At 52.2% G+C, this 19,969-nt stretch carries 12 protein-coding genes; 1 reads left to right on the top strand and 11 read right to left on the bottom strand.

Annotation, left to right across the window (positions count from 1 at the left end):
- Positions 1–5 precede the first annotated feature (5 nt).
- From MOV80_RS06025 to MOV80_RS05995, 7 genes are all read right to left on the bottom strand, one after another.
- Positions 6–2,243 (bottom strand): DEAD/DEAH box helicase, encoded by a 2,238-nt coding sequence (locus MOV80_RS06025; protein ID WP_249604922.1) that lies wholly within the window; start codon positions 2,241–2,243, stop codon positions 6–8.
- Positions 2,244–2,251: 8 nt separating this feature from the next.
- Positions 2,252–3,556, bottom strand: coding sequence for an ATP-binding protein (locus MOV80_RS06020; RefSeq protein ID WP_107800905.1), 1,305 nt, complete (start codon positions 3,554–3,556; stop codon positions 2,252–2,254).
- Entirely contained in the window at positions 3,553–5,946 is a 2,394-nt protein-coding gene (locus MOV80_RS06015; protein WP_249604921.1) for a TerB N-terminal domain-containing protein, read from the bottom strand. Before MOV80_RS06015 ends, MOV80_RS06020 begins: the two co-directional genes overlap by 4 nt.
- Positions 5,947–6,096: 150 nt before the next feature.
- Positions 6,097–7,647 carry a hypothetical protein gene (locus MOV80_RS06010; RefSeq protein ID WP_249604920.1) on the bottom strand — a complete coding sequence of 517 codons (1,551 nt, stop codon included), beginning with the start codon at positions 7,645–7,647 and terminating at the stop codon, positions 6,097–6,099.
- Positions 7,648–7,719: 72 nt separating this feature from the next.
- Positions 7,720–9,465 carry a hypothetical protein gene (locus MOV80_RS06005; protein ID WP_249604919.1) on the bottom strand — a complete coding sequence of 582 codons (1,746 nt, stop codon included), beginning with the start codon at positions 9,463–9,465 and terminating at the stop codon, positions 7,720–7,722.
- 5 nt (positions 9,466–9,470) lie between these two features.
- Positions 9,471–10,199 carry a protein phosphatase 2C domain-containing protein gene (locus tag MOV80_RS06000; protein WP_210563166.1) on the bottom strand — a complete coding sequence of 243 codons (729 nt, stop codon included), beginning with the start codon at positions 10,197–10,199 and terminating at the stop codon, positions 9,471–9,473.
- An 8-nt stretch (positions 10,200–10,207) separates the two neighbouring features.
- Positions 10,208–11,044, bottom strand: coding sequence for a vWA domain-containing protein (locus MOV80_RS05995; protein WP_107802018.1), 837 nt, complete (start codon positions 11,042–11,044; stop codon positions 10,208–10,210).
- Positions 11,045–11,924: 880 nt separating this feature from the next.
- On the opposite strand from MOV80_RS05995, the gene MOV80_RS05990 reads away from it, so the two are divergent.
- Positions 11,925–13,118 carry a hypothetical protein gene (locus MOV80_RS05990; protein ID WP_249604918.1) on the top strand — a complete coding sequence of 398 codons (1,194 nt, stop codon included), beginning with the start codon at positions 11,925–11,927 and terminating at the stop codon, positions 13,116–13,118.
- A 292-nt stretch (positions 13,119–13,410) separates the two neighbouring features.
- Here MOV80_RS05990 and MOV80_RS05985 read toward each other — a convergent pair whose 3' ends face one another.
- The 4 genes from MOV80_RS05985 to MOV80_RS05970 form a co-directional block, all read right to left on the bottom strand.
- Complete coding sequence (locus tag MOV80_RS05985) at positions 13,411–14,454, bottom strand: hypothetical protein (protein ID WP_249604917.1); 1,044 nt, start codon at positions 14,452–14,454, stop codon at positions 13,411–13,413.
- Between the two features lie 342 nt (positions 14,455–14,796).
- The gene (locus MOV80_RS05980; protein ID WP_249604916.1) at positions 14,797–15,750 is read right to left on the bottom strand and encodes a DUF2726 domain-containing protein; all 954 of its coding nucleotides are present in this window, start codon (positions 15,748–15,750) and stop codon (positions 14,797–14,799) included.
- Complete coding sequence (locus tag MOV80_RS05975; RefSeq protein ID WP_249604915.1) at positions 15,747–17,399, bottom strand: glyoxalase superfamily protein; 1,653 nt, start codon at positions 17,397–17,399, stop codon at positions 15,747–15,749. Before MOV80_RS05975 ends, MOV80_RS05980 begins: the two co-directional genes overlap by 4 nt.
- A gap of 287 nt (positions 17,400–17,686) precedes the next feature.
- A complete protein-coding gene (locus MOV80_RS05970; RefSeq protein WP_249604914.1) occupies positions 17,687–19,957 on the bottom strand; it encodes a hypothetical protein in 2,271 nt (756 codons plus the stop codon).
- Positions 19,958–19,969: the final 12 nt, after the last annotated feature.

The following is a 19,969-nucleotide window of genomic DNA, read 5'->3' as shown; positions in this document are numbered from 1 at the left end:
GAATGTCAGGCCGATGCCGCGGTTAGGTTCGCTGCCCACGCTGCCATTCCTGCCAGGTCCAAATAACGACTAGTGTATGCCTTGCGTAGTAATGAAGCCGGTAGCGCCCAGTCCCATTTCTCTCGTTGAAGGTTATCTCTTTCTGAAAACAGGTCAGCCATGCACTCAGGCTGAATGCCTTGTTTCAGGGCTTGGATTATTTCTGCTATCTCTAGGGAGCTCTTCTGAACTTCGACAAAAGGGCCGGCTAGCATGGCTTCAAAGCCGTGATATCTCAGCAAACAAGCAATGGCCTCATTCACATCGTCTCCAAGCCAGGCCAAGACGACTACGCTACTGCCCAAGTCGAGGAACGCCGTCTCGTGCAGCCCAAGCCGATGATAGCTTTGTCGTGCCTCCATCAAAAACTGGGCCGCTGTTGGGTCAAGATAAGCCGGTGAGTCGCCGGCCTCCAGCACCTCGCGCATGCGTTGCCTGACTTTGGAATGTGTGCGGCCTGCGCCTCCAGAAAATGCTGGAGCGACACCTCCACGGGCTTTTTCCACAACAACCATTTTCTCGTCTTCGTGCACCTCTTTTACTTTCCACGTCCGGCCACCGAACAGAATCCGCTGGCCCTCAGCCAACATCTGCGATACCGGTAAGGTTCCAAGCGTTCGGTTGCCGCAAACGATGCGGAATTCTTCTTCTGAAGCGAATGCGGCAAAAAAGCTGTAGTGATTAACGAATTTTTCACCAAGTTGGCCATGGAGGAGCAAACCAGATGACTCTTGGACCAATAGCTCTTTCTGCCCCATATGGCGAATTAGTCCGACAAACTCATCTTTACTAACGCCGGAGAAGGGGCAACCAGGAGCACAGAGGAACCCGTAGAGCTGACCAATGGTGGCGCCACCGTACTGCGCGATGATGGAGAGCACCTGCTGCACAAGCGTGGACAAGTGCATACCATGTACTACTGGTGGTTCAAACCAACCCTCTATCAGCAGCGAAATCATCGCAATGGTCTGAACGGTATTTAAGCGCAAGTCCGTAGCCAATGAGGATTTTCCACCTAAAGCATTTTCTATGGTGTAGCCCCGCAGAATGGCAGGCTCACCTTTCCTTCGACCAGAGCGCCCCAAGCGCTGGCGTAGGCTGGCAACTGAAGGAGGAGGGCCAATTTGGGCTACACTCTTGACCGCGCCAATATCAATACCGAGCTCGAGCGTGTTCGTACATATAGCCGAGGCGGGGCGCTCCTTCTGTTTCAAAGCGGCTTCGGTCTCCAGGCGTAACTCTTTGGACAGACTACCGTGATGTGGCCAGAACTCGTTTGGCACCTGTTGTTCATCACAAAAGCGGTTGAGTAAATAGGTGTAGCGTTCGACCTCACGGCGTGAGTTCGGAAAAATGAGGTTGTTAGAGCCTCTCAAGTTTTTGAGGAGATGTGTAGCGATGGCCGCAGGCATCTTGGGTTCAGGGGGCTCTTCATCATCGTCATCCGCGGCCTTGGCGTCATCGACAAAGAAGGTCTTGCTCTGGACGACCAGGGGTTCTTCATAGCCTTTCAGAAGGATGCGCAGCTCCTCACCTTCTGATTTTGATACGACCATCGCTACGCCTGCTCTACCGCCGGGACGGAGAAACTCCGCGGCTAGATTCATATCCCCCAACGTTGCAGATAGCCCAATTCGCGGAGTTGTTCTCTTGATGGCGGTGTCAATCCGATGTAGCAGCGACTGTAGTTGTTTACCCCGTTCCGAGCCGATAAATGCATGCAGCTCATCAATCACGAAATAGGCCGCACGCTCGAACAGGGCTGCAACTGCCGTGCCTCGATTGCAGAGCTGCGCTTCCAGCGACTCCGGTGTAATGAGCAGCACCCCGTGCCGTTGAGATGTGAACTTGGCCTTGGTTGAGGCTGCAATATCACCATGCCAGGGCCACACCGGTATCTCTAACTGCTCGCAGAGGCGCTCTAGTCGACCGAATTGGTCGTTGATGAGCGCCTTCAATGGGCTGATGTAAACGATAAGAGCCGGGGTTTCTTGCTGCAGGAGATGGGTGAGTGCAGGCAAGAACGCCGCTTCAGTCTTACCTGCTGCAGTTGCCGCAGCCACGATGACATCTCGGTCAGCCCCTACGATGAGTGGGATGGCGGCTTCCTGAGCTTCTCGCAGCGCCTCCCACTGCTCTTGCCAGAGAAAGCGCTGGATGCGTTCATCCAGCAGGAAAAACGAGTTAGAGGTACGCGATGCCATCGCGCGGCTTACATTTTGAAGGATGCAAATTCGTCGTCATCCTCGCCCTCAACTGCCAAATCTGCGTTACCACCAGTGTCGGCGAGCACTTCGACGCCCCCCAGCAGCTCCTGCCATGCTGTGCCAGGGTTTTGCTCCAAGATAGCCAGCAGGTTGATGAAGGACGTAATGGTAGTTCGGGGCGTACGAAAGTAAGCATCGCCAATCCGTTTCGAGCAATGCTCCATGAAACTGAAGATGCCTTGGTCTGGAACGAGGTATTTGCTCTCGTCACCCAATGCGAATACTCCCCGAATCTTCTGTAGTAGCACGTAGAAGTCTTCTGGCGTCAGGCTTGATAGTCGAACGACAGGACCGCTTAAGTCGACTAACTCCCCTGTTGCAAAGCTGTTCTGGGCGAGTCGGCTCTGCAAAGCCGGATAGCTATACAGCCCCCGTCTTGGGTCAAGGAGAAACTCAGGCGTGCCTCCAAGGATAAACCCAAGGCCTTCAGCGGAGCCTTGGAGCGAATCGTTCAGAATACGCAGAATCTGTTCGTAGTTGGAGTTGCGCGCCTGCGTATTTGCCAGCTTGTAGAGGTTGACTAGCTCATCAAGGCTAACCAGGAGACCAGTGAACCCTGCCAATCTTACGAAGCGCGACAACAGCTTAAGCTGGTCGTAAATGGAGGCATCATCGACGATGCTACGTACCCCAAGTGCTTGCCTAGCATCCGTCTTGGTCGAGTATTCTCCACGCAACCAACGGATAGCATTGGCTTTGAGTTCTTCATTGCCCTCTTCGAAGCCTCGGCAGTAGGCCGCAATCACGTCAGCAAAATCGTAGCCATTAACCAATTCGGTGAGATGGTTGAGCCGCTCACGAATAATGGCCTCTGTGGCCAGGCCCTGCGTCTTGGCATCAGTCTTGGCCGTCGCGATGAACTTCTCGACGATACCAACCAGTGCGCCGCCTTCCGGCTTAGTACGCGTCGACAGATTGCGCATCAATTCAGCGTACAGCGAACGTGCTTGGCCCCCACTTGCATGTAGGCGGCGGTCAGGGTTCAGGTCAGCACTGGCCACCACCAGCTTTCGCTCCATAGCAACCGCACGCACTAAATTAAGAAAGAAGGTCTTGCCAGCACCATACTCTCCAATGACGACCCGGAATCCTGAACCGCCATCAGCAATCCGGTCAATATCATTAACCATTGTTTCGATTTCACGCGTACGGCCCACCTGGATGAGGTGCTGACCTGAACGTGGTACAACGCCGGCACGAAGAGATTGGAGAACAGAATCCCGGTCTTTCGGGCGAATGGTCGTAGTCATGCGTCAATCTTCTCCAGAACTTCAGCGTTAACCTCAATGGGGTCATCGCCTTCAGTGAAAGGGATATCATGGCTGTCGTAGGCGGCTTCATTAACCCGCTCAAGGGCGCCATCAAGCATCAGGTCCATGTCTGTGGCTACATCCTGCAGTTCGTCTCTTGTCCATTGGGGGCGAGAGATAAGTAGTCGGGCAAAGGCAGTATGCAACTCGTCAAGTCCCATCAGGCTTTGCGTGGAATGGGTCTCCAATACGGGGGCATCATCCGTGTTAGCTTGGTCCAAGTCTGTGTCAATATGGCCGATTCCTACTGGAACGTCTTCATTAAAAATATTGGCGAGGAGCGCGGAGACTTTAGCTGTATCACTTTGAAGTGCAGCGATGCGCGCAGGGTCTAGTGTAAAGCCTGATTTTTCAATTGTTTCTATCGCTATGGTTGTGGGAGAAGAGCCCGCAGCGACGGCATGCACATCACTGAATACCTTTTTGGGGTCAATCCCCAGTGCCTTATAAATTTTCTCCAGCATTTTCACTTCATCGGGAGTGACCTTGCCGTCCGTTTGGGCCACTGTCGCCATGAATGCGCCAAGGGTCTCTTTGGTTGCAACGTCTAGGGGCTCCAGCTTTTTCTTCAGTGCAGGGAGCGAGGCGGGAGTAATCACCAGCAGACGCAAGTGCGCCTTAAGCCGGCTGATGTGACTCGGGGTGAGATGGGTCCAGGACTCAATATGGTGCAGTAGGTTGTTCAACTCGTCCGCACTGAAATCTCCATCCGCGGCTGCGACAATAGAGGCTACTTGTAGTGTCAGTGCGGCGACTTGGTAAGCTGGAGTAGCGCGGGACGTTTCCTCTCCCGGTGGAATGGCAAAAAGTGCCAACTTGTCTTCTGGCTTAGGCAACCGAGCCCCGCTCAGGATGTCTGGCTCTATCCCAATAAACAGTGACTCCAGAGCTTTAGCCATCGCGATGGCTTTGTCTTTGGTTAACGTCGTTCTTGCATCCAGAGTGCTGAGTAGCTCCTGGAAAGAAAGGACTAGCATGCCATCACCAATTTTGGCTTTTAGTTCGTCCAGGGTCTGCTGCGACGCTTCGGGCCACAGCACAGGTGGTAACAGTAGTAGTCCTTCGAGCGCACTTTCGGTCTCAGGGTTTTTACCAAGGTATCGGCTGTAAGCATCCAGTTCTTGAGTGACTGATTCTGTGAGCTCTGTAAGCTGCTTGATTGGCTTTGTCAGCACAGTAACGTCAGGAGTGTCCCCAAAGGTAGCGGTAATGCCTTTATTGCTTAGCGCCATTGATGCCGGCCGATACATACATTTCAGCTTGGTTTTATTTCTAGGCAGGACCATTCCTTCGCCAAACAATTCGGCATAGCGCAGACCAAATAGTTGGTCAAACTGCTTGCTGCAACGTGTTGCTGGGGTACGAAGGCGAATTGCAGGAGAGTACATAACCCAGGAGCGAGCCAACGCGGCTGGAACAGGTGCGCCATCAACGGCTGCAGAGCCTAAGGCAAGCCGAATGTATAGGGGGACCTCATAGGATTGAGGGAGGTCGGGAATGGGGGCCCGGTACAGTGGGCTTGGCAAGTCTGCCAGAGAGAGCAGCTCGTATAAATTCCCTGCGTAGCTTCGAAATGACCCAGAACGATTACCGTAGATGCTGAGCAGGCGCCTCAGTTCGTTCGCTATTTGTGGAATTTCAGCTTTGGCTGCCGCACTCTCTTGTGCATCGTTTATCGCCCGGTATTCAAGGCCATAAAAGTAGAGGAAAACAAAACCAATATCGGCATCTGGGTCGCATTTCCCGGATGCAAGCCAATTGAGATAGGCCCGACGGGCCGTTGGTGTTGCCTCTGAATAGCTTGGCCAGTAGTCAAGTTGGCGTTCGTGGTAGTCGCCAGCTGCTGCTACTTTCTTAGCCGGGTCAATCCATGCCGGGTTTGATGTATTACGAGGAGGCGTTCCGACATAGAGCAGCCCACCTGGGATGTGAATACCTGCGACATCTACGGATTCTCCCATCGGAATCCAATGGATGCCGGTTAAACCTGCCGGGGGCGGCGGCAGTCGATGCTCGTTATTATCTGAGGTGGAGGTATTGGACCGTACTGAAACAAGATTATCAGCCTTGGGGTGGGTAACGCTGCTTGCCATAGTTGTATCTGCAGTAGGCTGCCCTTGAGAAAACTTGGTTACAGCATTGTAGATGTACTTGATGACAACAACCGTTAGCAGAACAGCCACGCCATACCACACCCAAATCGGAATCATAGAAATCGCGGCAATGACAATCCCTATCACAACTACGACACCAAGCGCAGCGGACTCGCCAGCCTTAGTGCTGCGCCTCTTTCCTACAAAGATGTTACTGGCCTTCCGACGCCTAGCCATGCAGTCCTCCTGGACTTTTAATATCTATATGTCCTGTAAGTGTGAACTACTGAATGACGAGTTGTCGATATGGTTATGGGCTCTGTCGGTTGATTTGATTAGCCTAACCCTACAAATCTTCTCTATTGGCGCATCGTCATCGTTTCACCCCTAACAATTCTGCTTGTTCGCCTTCTTGGCTTCTTTCCGAGCTTCTCGCTCCATTTTGCGTCGCTCGGCACGGTTCGTTGGAGCGCCTGGGTCGTACTCGTAGAACGTCGGTCCACCGAAGTTGAAAGGCATGGGAAACTCGGGAATTTTTTGCGCCAGGTACTGCATATCCTCGGCCGGTGTCTGCAATACATCCAACTCCACCATCGTGTCCGCCCACATGGCGGATTCTTCTGGCCCCATGTCTTCAGAAAGGTCGACATACAGAAAGTCTTGGGAGGCGGCTTCCTCGGAGAATGGCTCAGAGGCTATACATACCGCTTCGGTCACATGGTGAAAGCGTAGCTTGATGCCGTGGCAGTACGTGAACAGTAAAGCTGTGCGCATCTCTCGGTAAGTTTGGTAGTCCATATCCGACTTCTTCGGTACGGTCAGGAAAACATACGCGCGAGACATGTTGTCGCCACTCAGGGTCATGCGCGCAAACTTCTCGCCAGGCGTACTCTTCGAGAGCGCAAAGCGGAAATCATTTGCTAGCGCACGCCTGGCTAGTCGGGGCTCTGAGGCAAGAGCGCGTAGGATACGCTCGTGGTCAATGGTCTCCGGTGGTGCTTCAGGGAGTCCAATCGCGGTCCCTGCGCGAACGAAAGACGCTTGGTATTCAATGAGCGCATCCCACATATAGCTGTCTTGGTCTGCCTGGCGCTTGGCCGCTCGTTGGGGGCTTGAGCAGTAGTACCGCCAATGTCCCTCAGGGAGGATGACCGCATTACGTCCTTTCGGTACTTTGGGCAAGGTATGTCGGCCGTTCTCCATCGTGCACATATACGTCGCCAGCAATTCTTCTTCACCGGCAACGTGCATGAAGGCAATATTTGCACCCAAAAAACGTTCCTTGCAGACAAGGTAGTCGACAAGGTCCGGTACTGTATCCAGCTCCTCCAGGAGAGCTCCAACCGTCACCTCATCAAGAACGTGAACGAAGCGGCGGCCTTTTAGTGGGAAACCGACTTCAAATGGCTGTTTGTAGTGAGCATCTTCCTCAAGCAGGTTGTTAAACATCACGCTGCCAGTGCTGCCACCACCAAAGTGCCGAGCTGTAGCCTCATGACCTCCGCGCGTGACAGCAATTAGGAAATAGCGAGCTACGGCTGGGTCAGGGAGAGCTACAGGCAACGGGGTCTGACATGATTTATCGACGAAGACGCGGTCCGGGAACCGCCGAAGGAAATTTTCGGCGCCGGCAAGCTGCTTTGCAGACTTCTCGATGGCCCGCTTGTACCAACGTGGCCAAGCTACCTTGATGTCTACGTTTGACTGAAATGCGCAGTGCTTGTCGGAGAACAGCAGCACGTCGGAGCCAAAGACCACCAGTAGGTCTACCAGCTCCTTGCCATCTCCCTTGCCGCCTGACCTTCCTTCATCGCTATAGACGTTTGGATAGCTCCACAAGCTCAGGAACGCTTTGCGAGCGAGCTGGGTCAGGGCGCGTTCCGAGTCGGTCGTACCCTGTGCCTCGGCTGCTTTCTCCCACGCGGTCTTGTTTCTCATTTAGTTCTACGTTTCCTAAATGCATATTTGGTTAAGCGGTCTAGCCAGTCTCAGCCACAAAACGATAAGCATTCATGCATGAAGAGCCGTCAGTACCCAGTACAGAAAAAATAGCCCAATCCCCCAGTACAGCCAGTTACGAATTCTCCCTTTCTTGCCTGTGATTTGGATTTGCCGAACATTGACGGGCATGCTGCGTTGAACGGAGCCGGTTGGCGGTCTCGCTGGAGTTGGTGCCGGCGTACGTTGCGCTCTTTGTGGTTGCCGAGGCAGGGCTGCCGGTGCACTTCTATGTGTAGTGGGGCTCTGGGTGGCTTGCTGGCTCTTCAACTTGGCCAGCAATTGTTGATTCGAAGATTGTGGTTGCTGAATTTTCGGCTGGGCCGGTGACTTTTCTGGCGAAGGAGCATTTCCCCGTAATTGCGAGAGCAATTCGCTGTTATTAACTGTTTCTACCCGTGGCGCCACCTTGGCGTTGCTTGACCTGCCAAGACGATAAAGCGCTTCTTCTCCGTCCAGCAATAGGATTTGGTTGGGTGCGGAAATAGTTATGCTGATATGTTCATACTTCTGACGAGCGCTTGGTTTGCTAGGATAAATAGGGTCCACCAACCCTTTGGTACTGACCCATCGCCCCTCCCAGCTTTTTGTCGGCTTGGTTGCGAATTTGCTAAGTGCAGTACTCCAAATGGTGAGTTTTACGCATTGGCCACGCCAGTCAGCAAAGTTGATGAATACATAGGGTTTGCCGTGCCGCGTCCTACTTTCACTCACTTCAATAATTCGGCCTACGAGCTCTACCATTTGACCTATATGCCGCTGAAGCAACATATAGTCGCCGCCATCCAGAACAGGGTACTGGCTAAGATATGCTGCGCGTGCCCTGCGCTGTGAGCCTGCCCCCAAGGTCACTACCGTTCTGGGGGTGTACTGCCCGTTGATGAACTCTGCTAAGGATGGGACTTCGCTGTAGCCTCCTTGGCAAATGGCAGCAAAATTTTTGACGTCTCGTTCGAGGCCGGGTAGCTTGGAAAGTTGAGTGAAAGCCCCTGATGACAATGGGTCAACGAAATCGTTGGCTCGGAAAATTATCGAGTCAGATTCACACTGGGTAGCCACCCACAACTGAGGGTGACCTTGTAAGGCGCGCAGAGCCAAATCCAGCAGAATGAATGAAAAGCGGTCCAGTCGACTATCAAAATGCCGGGCATCGCGCTTGGGATGTTGGAAATTGAGATGCCCCATTTCCGCCGAGCCTAGTGCCGTGACCTCTGGAACAAACATCCCATCATAGTCAATCAACTGTATGGTTCGACCATCTTTCGACACCATCAGGTTGCCGGTCTGAATGTCCCCGTGGGCAATCCCTTGCTGTTCCAGATATGTCGCCAGCGACCGCAGGGCCTGCTGCAAATTGGACAGTTTTTGACGGTCTCTGTGGTGGGTCTCAAGGAACTCACCTAACGTTTCCCCGGAGGCCCACGCCATTTTTACCAAGGGGAACACAGCGCCATCGACCCTGACGCCCTGTGGTTGGTATTCGAAAGTTAAGAAGTAAGGGGACGCTAGTGACTTCAACCGTTTTGCTATTGCGGTGTAGCGCTGCTCAAGTGCAGTGGACTCTTTATGAAAACACCGTACCGCATAACGGTTGCTCGATACGTCTACACGGTAGGTGAGCGCAAAGCCCCCGCTGATGACCTCTGGCAGGCTGAGCATATTGGTCGGTATCGAGCCGGAGGCTAAGGACGCATCAATAAAGGCTGTCCTCGGCGATTGCAGTGCTACTTGGTATTGCTCAAGGCTGGGATAACGCATCAGGCTTAAACTTTCACTTCAAATGCCAATCTCACGAGAGTCGTATCATCGACTTTTATCTGTTTCGTCTCGCGAAGTGTCATTACCAGCTGTTCGAATTCCTCTTCTGAACCGATGGTGAGCAGTTGCTGTAATGTGGAATGGTCCTTTACCGACGCTTCTAGCAACCATTTCCCCAGGGCATCAGTCATCAGCAGGACCACTGAGTTGTTGTGGAGGGACCAGGTCGTTGAGTGCTGGCTGTAGAACTGGCTGGCTGTTATAAATTCATTAGCGTCGCTACGTGTTGAGAGCAACGTCGGGTCTACATCGAATTGCTCAGAATGGCTGTAGGGAAAGGTTTTTAAGGCAGTGCCATTTTCGACCAGGACGGCCAAGCTATCGCCGACACAGAGGAGTTCCAGCTCCACCCGCTCGGGCTGGAACTCTGCCGCCAGCAAGGTAGCAAAGGCCCCTTGCTCAATACCTGATTGTTGAATCCACGATAGCTGGTCGAAGTCATAGCTAGCACGGTATTCGCGGATAAGAGCTGTCACCCATTCATGGTTTACTGCCGGAGACTGAAGAAAACGCGCCGTCAGCATGTGCGCCCAGACACGCGAATCGTATGCTGTGGAGGCCCCATCAGAAACGGCGAACCTGCCTGCCGCTTCATCGATGGCCAGCGCATCTTCGTTCAGCTCTGGCTGTTCCAGTTCTTTGGGAACTGACGCACGAAACTCTACACGTAACATTGAATGCTCTACCGCATTTGCGACGGACGTGTGCCGATGTCAAAGAACTCGACAATCTCAGACGCCTCTGCATTGAACATGAACCCTCGGGATTCATGAGAGACGCTAAACCCTTTGCCTTGGGCATAGCTAACTAGATGCTGGGGCAATTGGCTGGACATTCTGAAGAGCAGCTTGGAGTACTGGTCGGGTAACCCACCCTCCGCAGCGGGGAAACGGATAGGGTTGCCCGCCTGCGCGCTCACATGCAGGTTCAGTAACAACACGTTACCGTCATTGGTCTGAAATTGACGCAAGGTGTCCGCGACTGCTTCTGGGTCGCCATCTGTGGATTCCCCATCGGTCACATGTAAAACCGTCGGAGGGTAGCTATCCGGATTCGCATCACACCAGGCAGCGAGTTCTTCGGCCGCTTGAGTCAACGCGGCGCACATGGGGGTGCCGCCATCGGCCTGTGGCTCGAACCAGATAGGAAATTTGACTGTTTGCTCGATGAGGCCGCCCGCCCCGTCATCCATCTTCTTGCGGCGCTCTTCTATACGTAACGGGTTGGCGCCGATACTGGAAATTGGATGCAAAATGCTACCGCCCAGAGAGCCTTGAAAACCGTTACAGGCGCCCATGCCCCCGTAACCGATAACACCAATTTGGAAGTAGTCGCGAATCCCTTCTGGCTTCGAGCAACGAGTGATGAGGTTCATCAGCGTACGGTTGAGCACATCCGCAACGAATTGAGCTTTAGTTTTGTCGGAAGCAGCCATCAAGTCCCCCATGGAACCTGATTGGTCAACTAAGAACAGAAAAGCGGTCGGAGTACTGCGTTGGATGGAGGCTTGGTATGGCATGGCGGTCCCCTTTTGATAACGCATAATCATTACATTCCAAATTCATGCCCACAAGGCATAAAAATCAAATTTTCATGATATGGTGCGCGAAGAAGAGGATTCGAGGGAGCTCACTGTGCGAACGCCTGCATCTGCTCCTAGCTCTACTGTTCTTGAGAACGTCAATGTCAGGCCGGCAAGCCCATTGCCATACAATTGGACAAGGCAGTTGCCGCAATCGGCTTCGATAAGGTCAATCTTTATTCTGCGGCTTACGCTTCTGCGATGCGCGTAGTCGTGGCTTGGCAGCTCGAGTTAGTGTGAGCGGATTGATAGTAGGCACTGGGGCAATGGTTTGCAGCCATGATTCCCGGCCCAGGGTGCGGAGCACCCTGAGCAAGGTATTGACTGATGAGCCTTGTCCGCTCTCAAGGTTTCGCAGAGCACGAACGCTTATTCCCGCCCGCGCCGCCAAGGTCTGCTGGTCGATGTTCTTGTTCAGTCGAAGTCTTCTGAGCTTTTCGCCCAGCTCTGCTTCCATCTCTTCTGACGTTAGATTTGCAGCTGCCACAATTGCACTCGCTTGGTTTTTCCGAAGCGCCTTGATTGACCGATAACGTACCAAGCTATCAAACAGCCACGCTCAGTGCATCGGCCTAACAATAAAACGAGTAGTATGGTTCGACATGTAACAGGCAAAATTATGCCTTTAAACGGCTTAAACCTGTTTAGGAGGCAAAATTATGCCTGTAATGACAAATAGCCATGTTGCTTTAGATAGGACATGGAATACCACACCCGCCTGGACACATAAGTTGCTCCATGTCGGTGCTTTAGAAGTTAGCGCGCTCATTAAGCTTCGGTTGGGGCGGGGAGACTCAGAAAGAAGGAGGTGCCAGTGATGGGAAACAGCAATAAGCCCGTCGACAGGGAAACCCTTTACAAAGAGGTTTGGACAGAGCCGGTTACGGTGGTTGCTCCGCGCTATGGCCTTTCTGATGTTGGTCTTGCCAAAATTTGCCGTGCTATGGCTATCCCTTTACCGAGTCGTGGTTACTGGGCAAAGGTGAAAGCGGGTCGCATCATGAATCGAGCGCCGCTTCCAAAGCTGAAGCAACAACGCATAGAGGCAACTGGTCCAGTCCGACTAGCCCCGGAAAAAGCAGTGATACGGGAGGCCGCTAGGCAGTCTACCGCGAAGAAACGCAAAGAGGTGGCATCCCGTCCTCTCCCCGAGGTGCCATCGTCGCCTTTTCATCCACTGGTGCAGGCTACCTCGAAACGGTTGCGCCAGCATGACGGTTGGCTCGAGCAAACCCTGCTGCGTTCGGCCCCCAAAGAGGTGCTGAATATCGCCGTCACGCAAGCATCCATCGACCGGGCACTCGGTATTGCCGATACCTTGCTGAAGGAACTAGTCGCACAAGGCTTCGAGGTAGAGGTCAACAGTGAGCAAGGCATCACATTATTCCGGTGGATTGAAACAGGCACTGTGCTCGAATTTACCCTGACCGAACACGTCCGGCGAACGCGCCATGAAATTACCGAGGTAGAAGAACAAGCCCGAAAACGTTATCGGGAGCGCTCCCACTGGAATAGCTCGATGAGCTATCCACATGTGCCTCGCTATGACTACACTCCCACCGGGAATCTGACCCTGCAGATGGGCCGCAGGCTATCTAGAACATGGAAAGACACCCCGAAAACACAGCTCGAACAACGCTTCGGCGAGGTTATCAGCGGAATCCTCTCGCTTGTACAAGAAACACTTGCAAGAGAACAGGAGGAAGCACGTCGAAAAGAAGCTCACCGCCTCGCCGTTGAACGGTTCGAGTTTCTGACCCAACAGCGTACACATGAAGCTGAACGCTTCAAGCAACTTGAAGCGTCAGCAGCGGATTGGGAGCGCGCCACCAGACTACGTTCATTCGCAGATGCTGTCGAGACTGCTGCTAGGTTGGTTGGAGACCTGTCCGCTGACAAGGTTACATGGCTCGCCTGGGCTCGAGCCAAGGCCGACTGGTTGGACCCACTGATTCAAGTTTCAGACCCCATTCTGGACGCGCCAGAGCCCAAGTCACCTGGCTACTGGTAGCTTGGGGCATTTTGCTCAAAAACTGCCAGCATTTACTGGCAGAATTTTTTGGCCACGAATTGCTTTATCTGGTGCCGATTGGCCAAGATATGGTTATCGCCCCATCAGGCCAAGTAGTGGACTTGTAAAAGCTGCCTGTATTCAAACCGCCCAAAGCATTGCAGGGGGCCATGAAACAGTAAATATTTACCTCTAGTTAATAAACGCTTGTCAACACAGCTTTAAACACGTGACCACACAAGACGTTAGCAACTCTTGGCTGGGTAAAGTGAGAGCACTGGCGGGAGAAGGGCTAAGATTCTTTGCTTATTGTTCTGATAGCAATCTGCAGATTCTTGTTGAGTTTCACAAGACGAGCATACACAAGCTCACGGGCCACATTTCTGCCACCATCTGCTACCAGGGAGGCCTCAACAAAGTCAACCACTAAGGCAATAACACGTGCCGCTATCAAACGTCTCACCCTACTCGCAGTATTGCCACAAGCCTCTGCAATTTCCTGTCCGGCATCTAGTGGCATCACGTCTTGACCAGCAGACCATTTCCGCAAGCGGGCATGTGAGAACGTAGCGCCCACACCACCACGCAGATTCATTGTGGCGGCCAACTCTGCAAGCGAGGTACATGACATGGCCTCCATGGCCTCCCACAGCCAATTACCAATCGGGTGACGCTTTGGACTAGCCAATGCTTCTAAGTTTTCTAGGGACGGAACTACACCGTTCAAGAAATGAGCAGCCATCTGTTCAAACAAGCTGGCGCCCAGAGAGGCACGCAGTAGACGCTCGGCAAAGAGGTATTCTGCGCCCCCCATCCCAGGTGCATGCTCAGACCACCATTCATCAGTACTAGCCAACATGTTCTTCCCACAATGGGCACACGGTATTTCTATATCTAAAGCCCGTGTAATCACTTGCCTTGGGAGATTCTCAACCAGATGAAACATATTCAGTATGCGTGGCATTAGCGGGCCATCTAGGGAACTACCTGCAAGCCCGTCCACCTCCCCAGTAGAAAGCCTTAGCTGACTAATCAGCAGTTGCTTCGTCGTCTGGCTAGTTTTGTGCTTCCCTCGAATCAAATTTTCAAGGTTTTTAAAGTGCCCGCCAACCTCACGCCGGAAAAGTGCTTGATGACTCACGTGACCTGTCAGCAGACGAACAATAAATTCTGGATTTGGGACCTTAGCACACTTCGGTTGAAGGCCAAGCATGCCTCCATAAGAGCCAAGCTTTCGCCATACCGTAATCTGTGGAAATTCCGTAGATACAATCGTGTTTATGGTCATATCAATACAATAATGAGATGAACTTGGCGCACCGAGTAGGTTTTCCATGCCACGGTACAGCTTTGGACACAGATGATGAGAGCATGACTCTTGTCCTGCGGGACAACGTAACTTACACCATGAAAGGAAAAAGCATCATGACAAATCGCACTTACTCGGGCAACGATAATCCGAATTGGCCAAGCCGCACTGGAGGCCCTTCTGGAGGCGGCCGCGGGAACAATCCACCAACTAAGAAGTAACTGCAGGCCTTCGATAGACTCTATCTAGTCAATACGAAAATGGCCCATACCACTAGCCATTAGGAGGTATGGGCCTTGCTTTATCATGGCTATTCATGAAGGAACTAACTACCTGCTCACCAACAGCAACTCCCCCTCATGTAGGCCCTCAGCCTCTCATGACACTGGCCTGCAAAGATGCAGGCACCAAGGTATCGTGGTCGCGCCGCGGCCGGAGCCGGCGGGGGCGTATCTTATCCAAGGACTCCGCATCAGCAATCAGCAAGTCGTAAAAATCCTCGGCTCGCACATGTGAAGCGTTATCCGCTCGGATACGAAACAGTGGAATGCCAGCCAAGGAAAACAGCTCGTCTTTCAACTGGTCGCGTTCCACCACTTCCGCGGCATCGTGATAGGCCGAATCCAATTCGAACCCGACAACGGGGTCTTCCTCCTGGGTGCACAACAGCACATCGACTTGGGCAGCCCGTACATAGCTGCGGTGACGCTCGGATAATCTACAGACCATTCCCTCTACCTCGATGAAATTTCGTAATGGGACGTTGGGGTAGGCTTGCAGATTGGGGAAGTACTGTCGTACCGCCTTGAGAAACTCCCGCTCTTGACGACTGGCGCAAACATTTTTCTTAAATGACATCATGTCACTAACATTCACCACACCGAGGGCGTACTCACTGTGCAGCACGATGCGCCGCATAGGAATGGTATCCGCGGACGCAGGCAGGCCAGAAGGAGCGGTGCGCTTTGAACGGCGGGGAGGCTCATCGGAATATGTCATCAAAGGAGTCGGCAAGGGTGTCCCTGCATCTTTGACCACTCGCCAAGCTGCCGGTAGTTGCTGGTTAATGCCGACAAGAACTTCATTGTCCACAACGAGGAGCACGTTGCTACGAATAAACTGCGCAAGGCGCACCAAACAAGGCGCGTCGATACGCCGACTTTGCAGCAGCTCAAGCAGAATCGCAGGCAAAATACGCTGTGTTATATCGCGGATATCGAGAGGACGAGCCTCGGTCTGCAACATGGCCTCAAAGCCATCGAGAAAGCCAGCCAGATTCCGTTCTTCCAGACACGCCCTCAATTCCTGAGCGATGGCATTCATAGTGCGGCCTCCTCAGCAAAATCAATGTCCAAGAACAGGCTTTTTCCTAACGCAAAGGGGAATGCCTGTGGCAAGGGGGCCTGCAACGCTTCCATCCTGAACAGCCGAGGCACTATCCCTACATACATCACCATGGAATGACTTTCGAGCGTCAGACGTAGCTCCTCTGCCTCGCAGGCATACACCAGGTAAGGCAAGGGGTCGTCTTGGGAAAGGAAAGTGCCTCCCGCCATTAGCTTTTGCAACCGCATTCCCGTGCAGAGCCCTTCAATCGCTTCGCGTACCGTTTCCTGAATCTCGCTGCTCACTCCGCGGGGAAGTCTGTAGGTCACATGGTCAACCCGAGGCAGCAGCGTGCGCAATAGGACATCATCTTTTGCCAGAGCAAGCTCCGAACGGTTTGGCCGCGCAAACAAAACGTTCGGCTCCTGAAGCTGCAAGCGCTCAATGAGACCCAGTACAAACCCTACCGGTAGTTGGGAATCAATAGGCAATTGCTCGTCAACTTCTGCGCCGTAGCTTTCCCAAGTCAGGCCAGCCTGGTCCAATTCCCGGAGCAACCGAGGCACGTCGACACGGTAGCAATCGCTCAATCCGTCCAAGTCTTTCAGAAGCTTAGCCTTAACCTCAAGATGTGGTATGCCATGTAGAAAGAAACGATTTGTGGCGTGATAACGTCGAAGCAAGGCCGCAGAGTCGGCCTCGTTAAATTCCCGAATGAGCAGACTTGGGCTGATGTCTTTCGGGCGAATCGTGGATAGTTGCCAGATATATCGGGCCTCGCCGATTATCCAAGCACCATCCTTTAACGTAATCGCCTGTACTCCCTGTTTTTTGGACGCTAGTTTCAACTGTGACCAGCAGGTCAGCTCATCTCCGCGGGCGATTTCATAGCCCGAATCCAACTCGTGGTCCACTTGAAGCAGGACAAGTTCTGAGTTCACCACATCGGCCATGGTCAGGTCTGTACTATCAGCGTGCGACAACCCTGACGACAAGCTACGACACAATTGAAACACCGCAAGACCATCCAGTATGGCTTTCCCTGGTATCTCTAGATGTCGGCGCAACATCTCCAGCGCACCAGAAGCGTCGGCCAGCCATTCACCATTACCGCTTAACGTGGTTACCAACAAGAACGGCCAAGTCTGTTCAGAAGCGTCTGGCTGCTTGACGTGGACATTAATCGCCATGTGACTGGTGGCAAAACTGAGGCTGAATACGCATGGGCCACGCTGGGTCACCCAATCTTCGCACCAGCTACAGAGTCTGATGGCCAAATCTTGCCAGCGAGCAAAGTCTTCGGTTACATCCGCCATGACTACTGTCAATCTGAGCGTGTCATTTGGAACTTGCCGCCGGGCCGTATGCCAGTCTGAGAACCCCTGTAACCGAGAGGCCGCCTCCACTGCTGCTGTGTGCTTAATAGCAACGCCAAATTGCAACAGCTCTTGCTGGAGTCGTCTGGCGAGTTGCTTGGGCCCTTCCTGCGGACTCTGTGTAAGTTTGCAGACGACAATCTGTACGGTCGGCTCCGTCAAGCGGGGGTGCTTAGGACCGAGATACGACCATAAGATTTTGGCTTGTTCTTGTTCAGAATGAGTGGCAGAGAAGCCAGCAGCGGCAGTGGTAGAGGAGAAAGCAGTCATGATGAACTCCATAACGGAAAGCTCTTCAGGACGGCACGCGTTATCCGGCTTTCCAAGAGTCATCAAGCCGAGAGAGAGGTATCGCAGGAATTTCGACTGGCTTTGCCGTGCCGGACAAGTCCGGTGCGTGCACTGACGGGCGCCAACTCGCCCACGGTTTGGCTCAACCGCTAACCTATACTAAGTGCATGAAAACCGTGCGTCAATACCTGCTGAGTATCAGCCATGAGGCATCAAGCAACAAACTGTAGTCTCTCGCATCTAATGCTCCCCGCCCGCACCGCCGGCTAACCATCGATGAACAAATCCTGTTCGTCATCAATCCAAACCAAGTCGTTATCGCGACCAATGGGCTTGGCGAAATCGCTCTCCTGTAAAGGTGCCTGATTGAACTCAGAAATAATGGATGTCACCTTCTGGCGTTCTAGGTGTCTCCGGGCCTGCTCTTTCGGTGTACCAACCGTCTCGACCACAGGAGCCGCCATTGCTGCGTTACGCTCAACATTGTCTATCTTGGCTTGTGTGACTTTCGAAACCACCGCGGCAGATGCCGCCCTCTCAGCACTAATGGCGGCATTCACGTGCTTGCGAGCGATGAATTTTGCTTCTGCAGACAGGTGTTTTCGGTAGTAATTTTGGTATTTTGTTAAAAAACCATACCCGTCCTCGAATATCTTCTTCGTCGATGCTGTAGCTTCAAGCAGCCCAAGTCCTTGACCTGTCAACTCCCATAACAAGACAAAGGGAGCATTTGGAATCTCGTAAGTTTGTATTTCACAAGAGGCCTTATTGTGCATTGCTTCAGAAGTACGCGCATAGAGCTGAAGTTCTGCCGAGGTATATTTTCTACCATCGATTGTAACAATTCCATTCGGAGCTTTCTGTTTTCGAGGAATACATAGTCTTCTAAAAATATCTTCTGGAGCCAAGTCCCACTGGGCATCACCACGCCTACGGTTTTTGTTGTAACGATATATCTCAGCAGGGCAAGCGGCAATGTTGTTCTTCATCATATCCGGCGTCAAAAGATGGCTTGCATCGGTCTCCAGATTACGCCTACTAATTGCCTTAAGCAGGGCTTGCATGAATTTCTCCAAGGAAACTGCTCCCTTCTTGGCGTTTTTTTGTCTTTTCCTATCCTCATCCTTATCGCCAGTTTTGAATATAGAGCCTGACAAATTACTCAGCTCTTCTTGGAAGTACTTCATCACCTGCTCAGCGTGCCCTTTGGATGGAGGGCTACCCGGAGGAGCCATTTTTGCAGCCACGCGCAACCTATCAACAAGCGACGTTTGTGCCCTCAATGATACTCCAGGCCCCCGGTCAATAAATAAATCAGTGGCACATCCATAAACCATGCCGGCCAGATATGGCACACCCCACCGATGAAGCTCACGAGTCTTGGACGTGTATGCCGAAAAAACACAATTTAAATATGCATCACCATTTTCAGGACCAAAGCTCACATCCCAACCAACAATAGCCAGGCTTGCCCGGTCAACCGCCAGCAGAACAGTCGGTTTCCCAACCCCGTCAATCCTCACCTCTTCACTACCAAAAAGAAGATAATTGTCTGCAGGAGTTCCATCTATATCCAAAATAGACAATTGGTCATGCACAATGTCTTGAGCACTGCCTCCTCTTCGACCTGCCTTAACTTCCCGACTTTCAGCTCGCTCAGCCCTAAATTGCTTAAGAAGCCTCCTGCCAATCCTCTTCATATTATCGTCTCCGGGAAAACTCCGGGGGTCGACTTGATATGTTACTAGGTTTCCATCCTTATCACGATTAAATGCCACACGGCTAATAAGCCACCTCTGAAATATTTTAGGAAAATTATCATTACTATCCCATGCTTCTTTCCTTAAAAAGCTAGCGTATTTTGCAAGCTGTTGCTTGGTTAGGCGCTTTCTCTTGTGCCCTTTATTCCCAAATATTTTCTCGCTGTCAGTTCTCCTGCCAAGCAGCGTATGAGTCCCATCTGCATTTCGTAAATCTCGCCGAGAGACACCTGGAGCACCTTTTCTCCAATGATGGTCTATAAGTGCATTCTCATGTCCCCCATAAAACTTATGCATTTCAAACCACTGTCGCACTGCATCCTCACAAGCACCGAATCGAGTTGCGGCATCTCCGACTGCTTTTGCATTAATTTTACAGTTCCAAAAAACAGAATCACCCCAACATCTATCAATATACTCAACAACGCTTCTTCTCCGGTCCAATTCTGGACTACTTCCTGGAGGGATGCTGCATTGAGTCATTTGCTCTGGTATGCCAAACTCCGCCACACGTACAAGCGTTCCATTCGCAAGAGCATTATCTACAAAATTTCGCGCCCATTTCTTTCTATTTCTGACTTTTTTCGAGGGCGGATTCGGTATAAATATTTTACTCACTAGAGTATTGCCCTTGACAGCTTTTACCACCCCCAGTTCAACAACGCAGACACTCAATTCATTATAAGCAAGGACCCTAAATATTAGTTCCTTACCACGTCCAACAATAAGTGATAGATTACTGTTGCGTATAATTACCGGCTTTTCTGTAGCATCCACAATTAAACCCCA

The sequence above is a fragment of the Chromobacterium sp. IRSSSOUMB001 genome (genome assembly GCF_023507765.1).
GTDB classification, from domain to species: Bacteria; Pseudomonadota; Gammaproteobacteria; order Burkholderiales; family Chromobacteriaceae; genus Chromobacterium; species Chromobacterium haemolyticum.
This window is presented reverse-complemented; position numbering and strand designations above follow the sequence as displayed.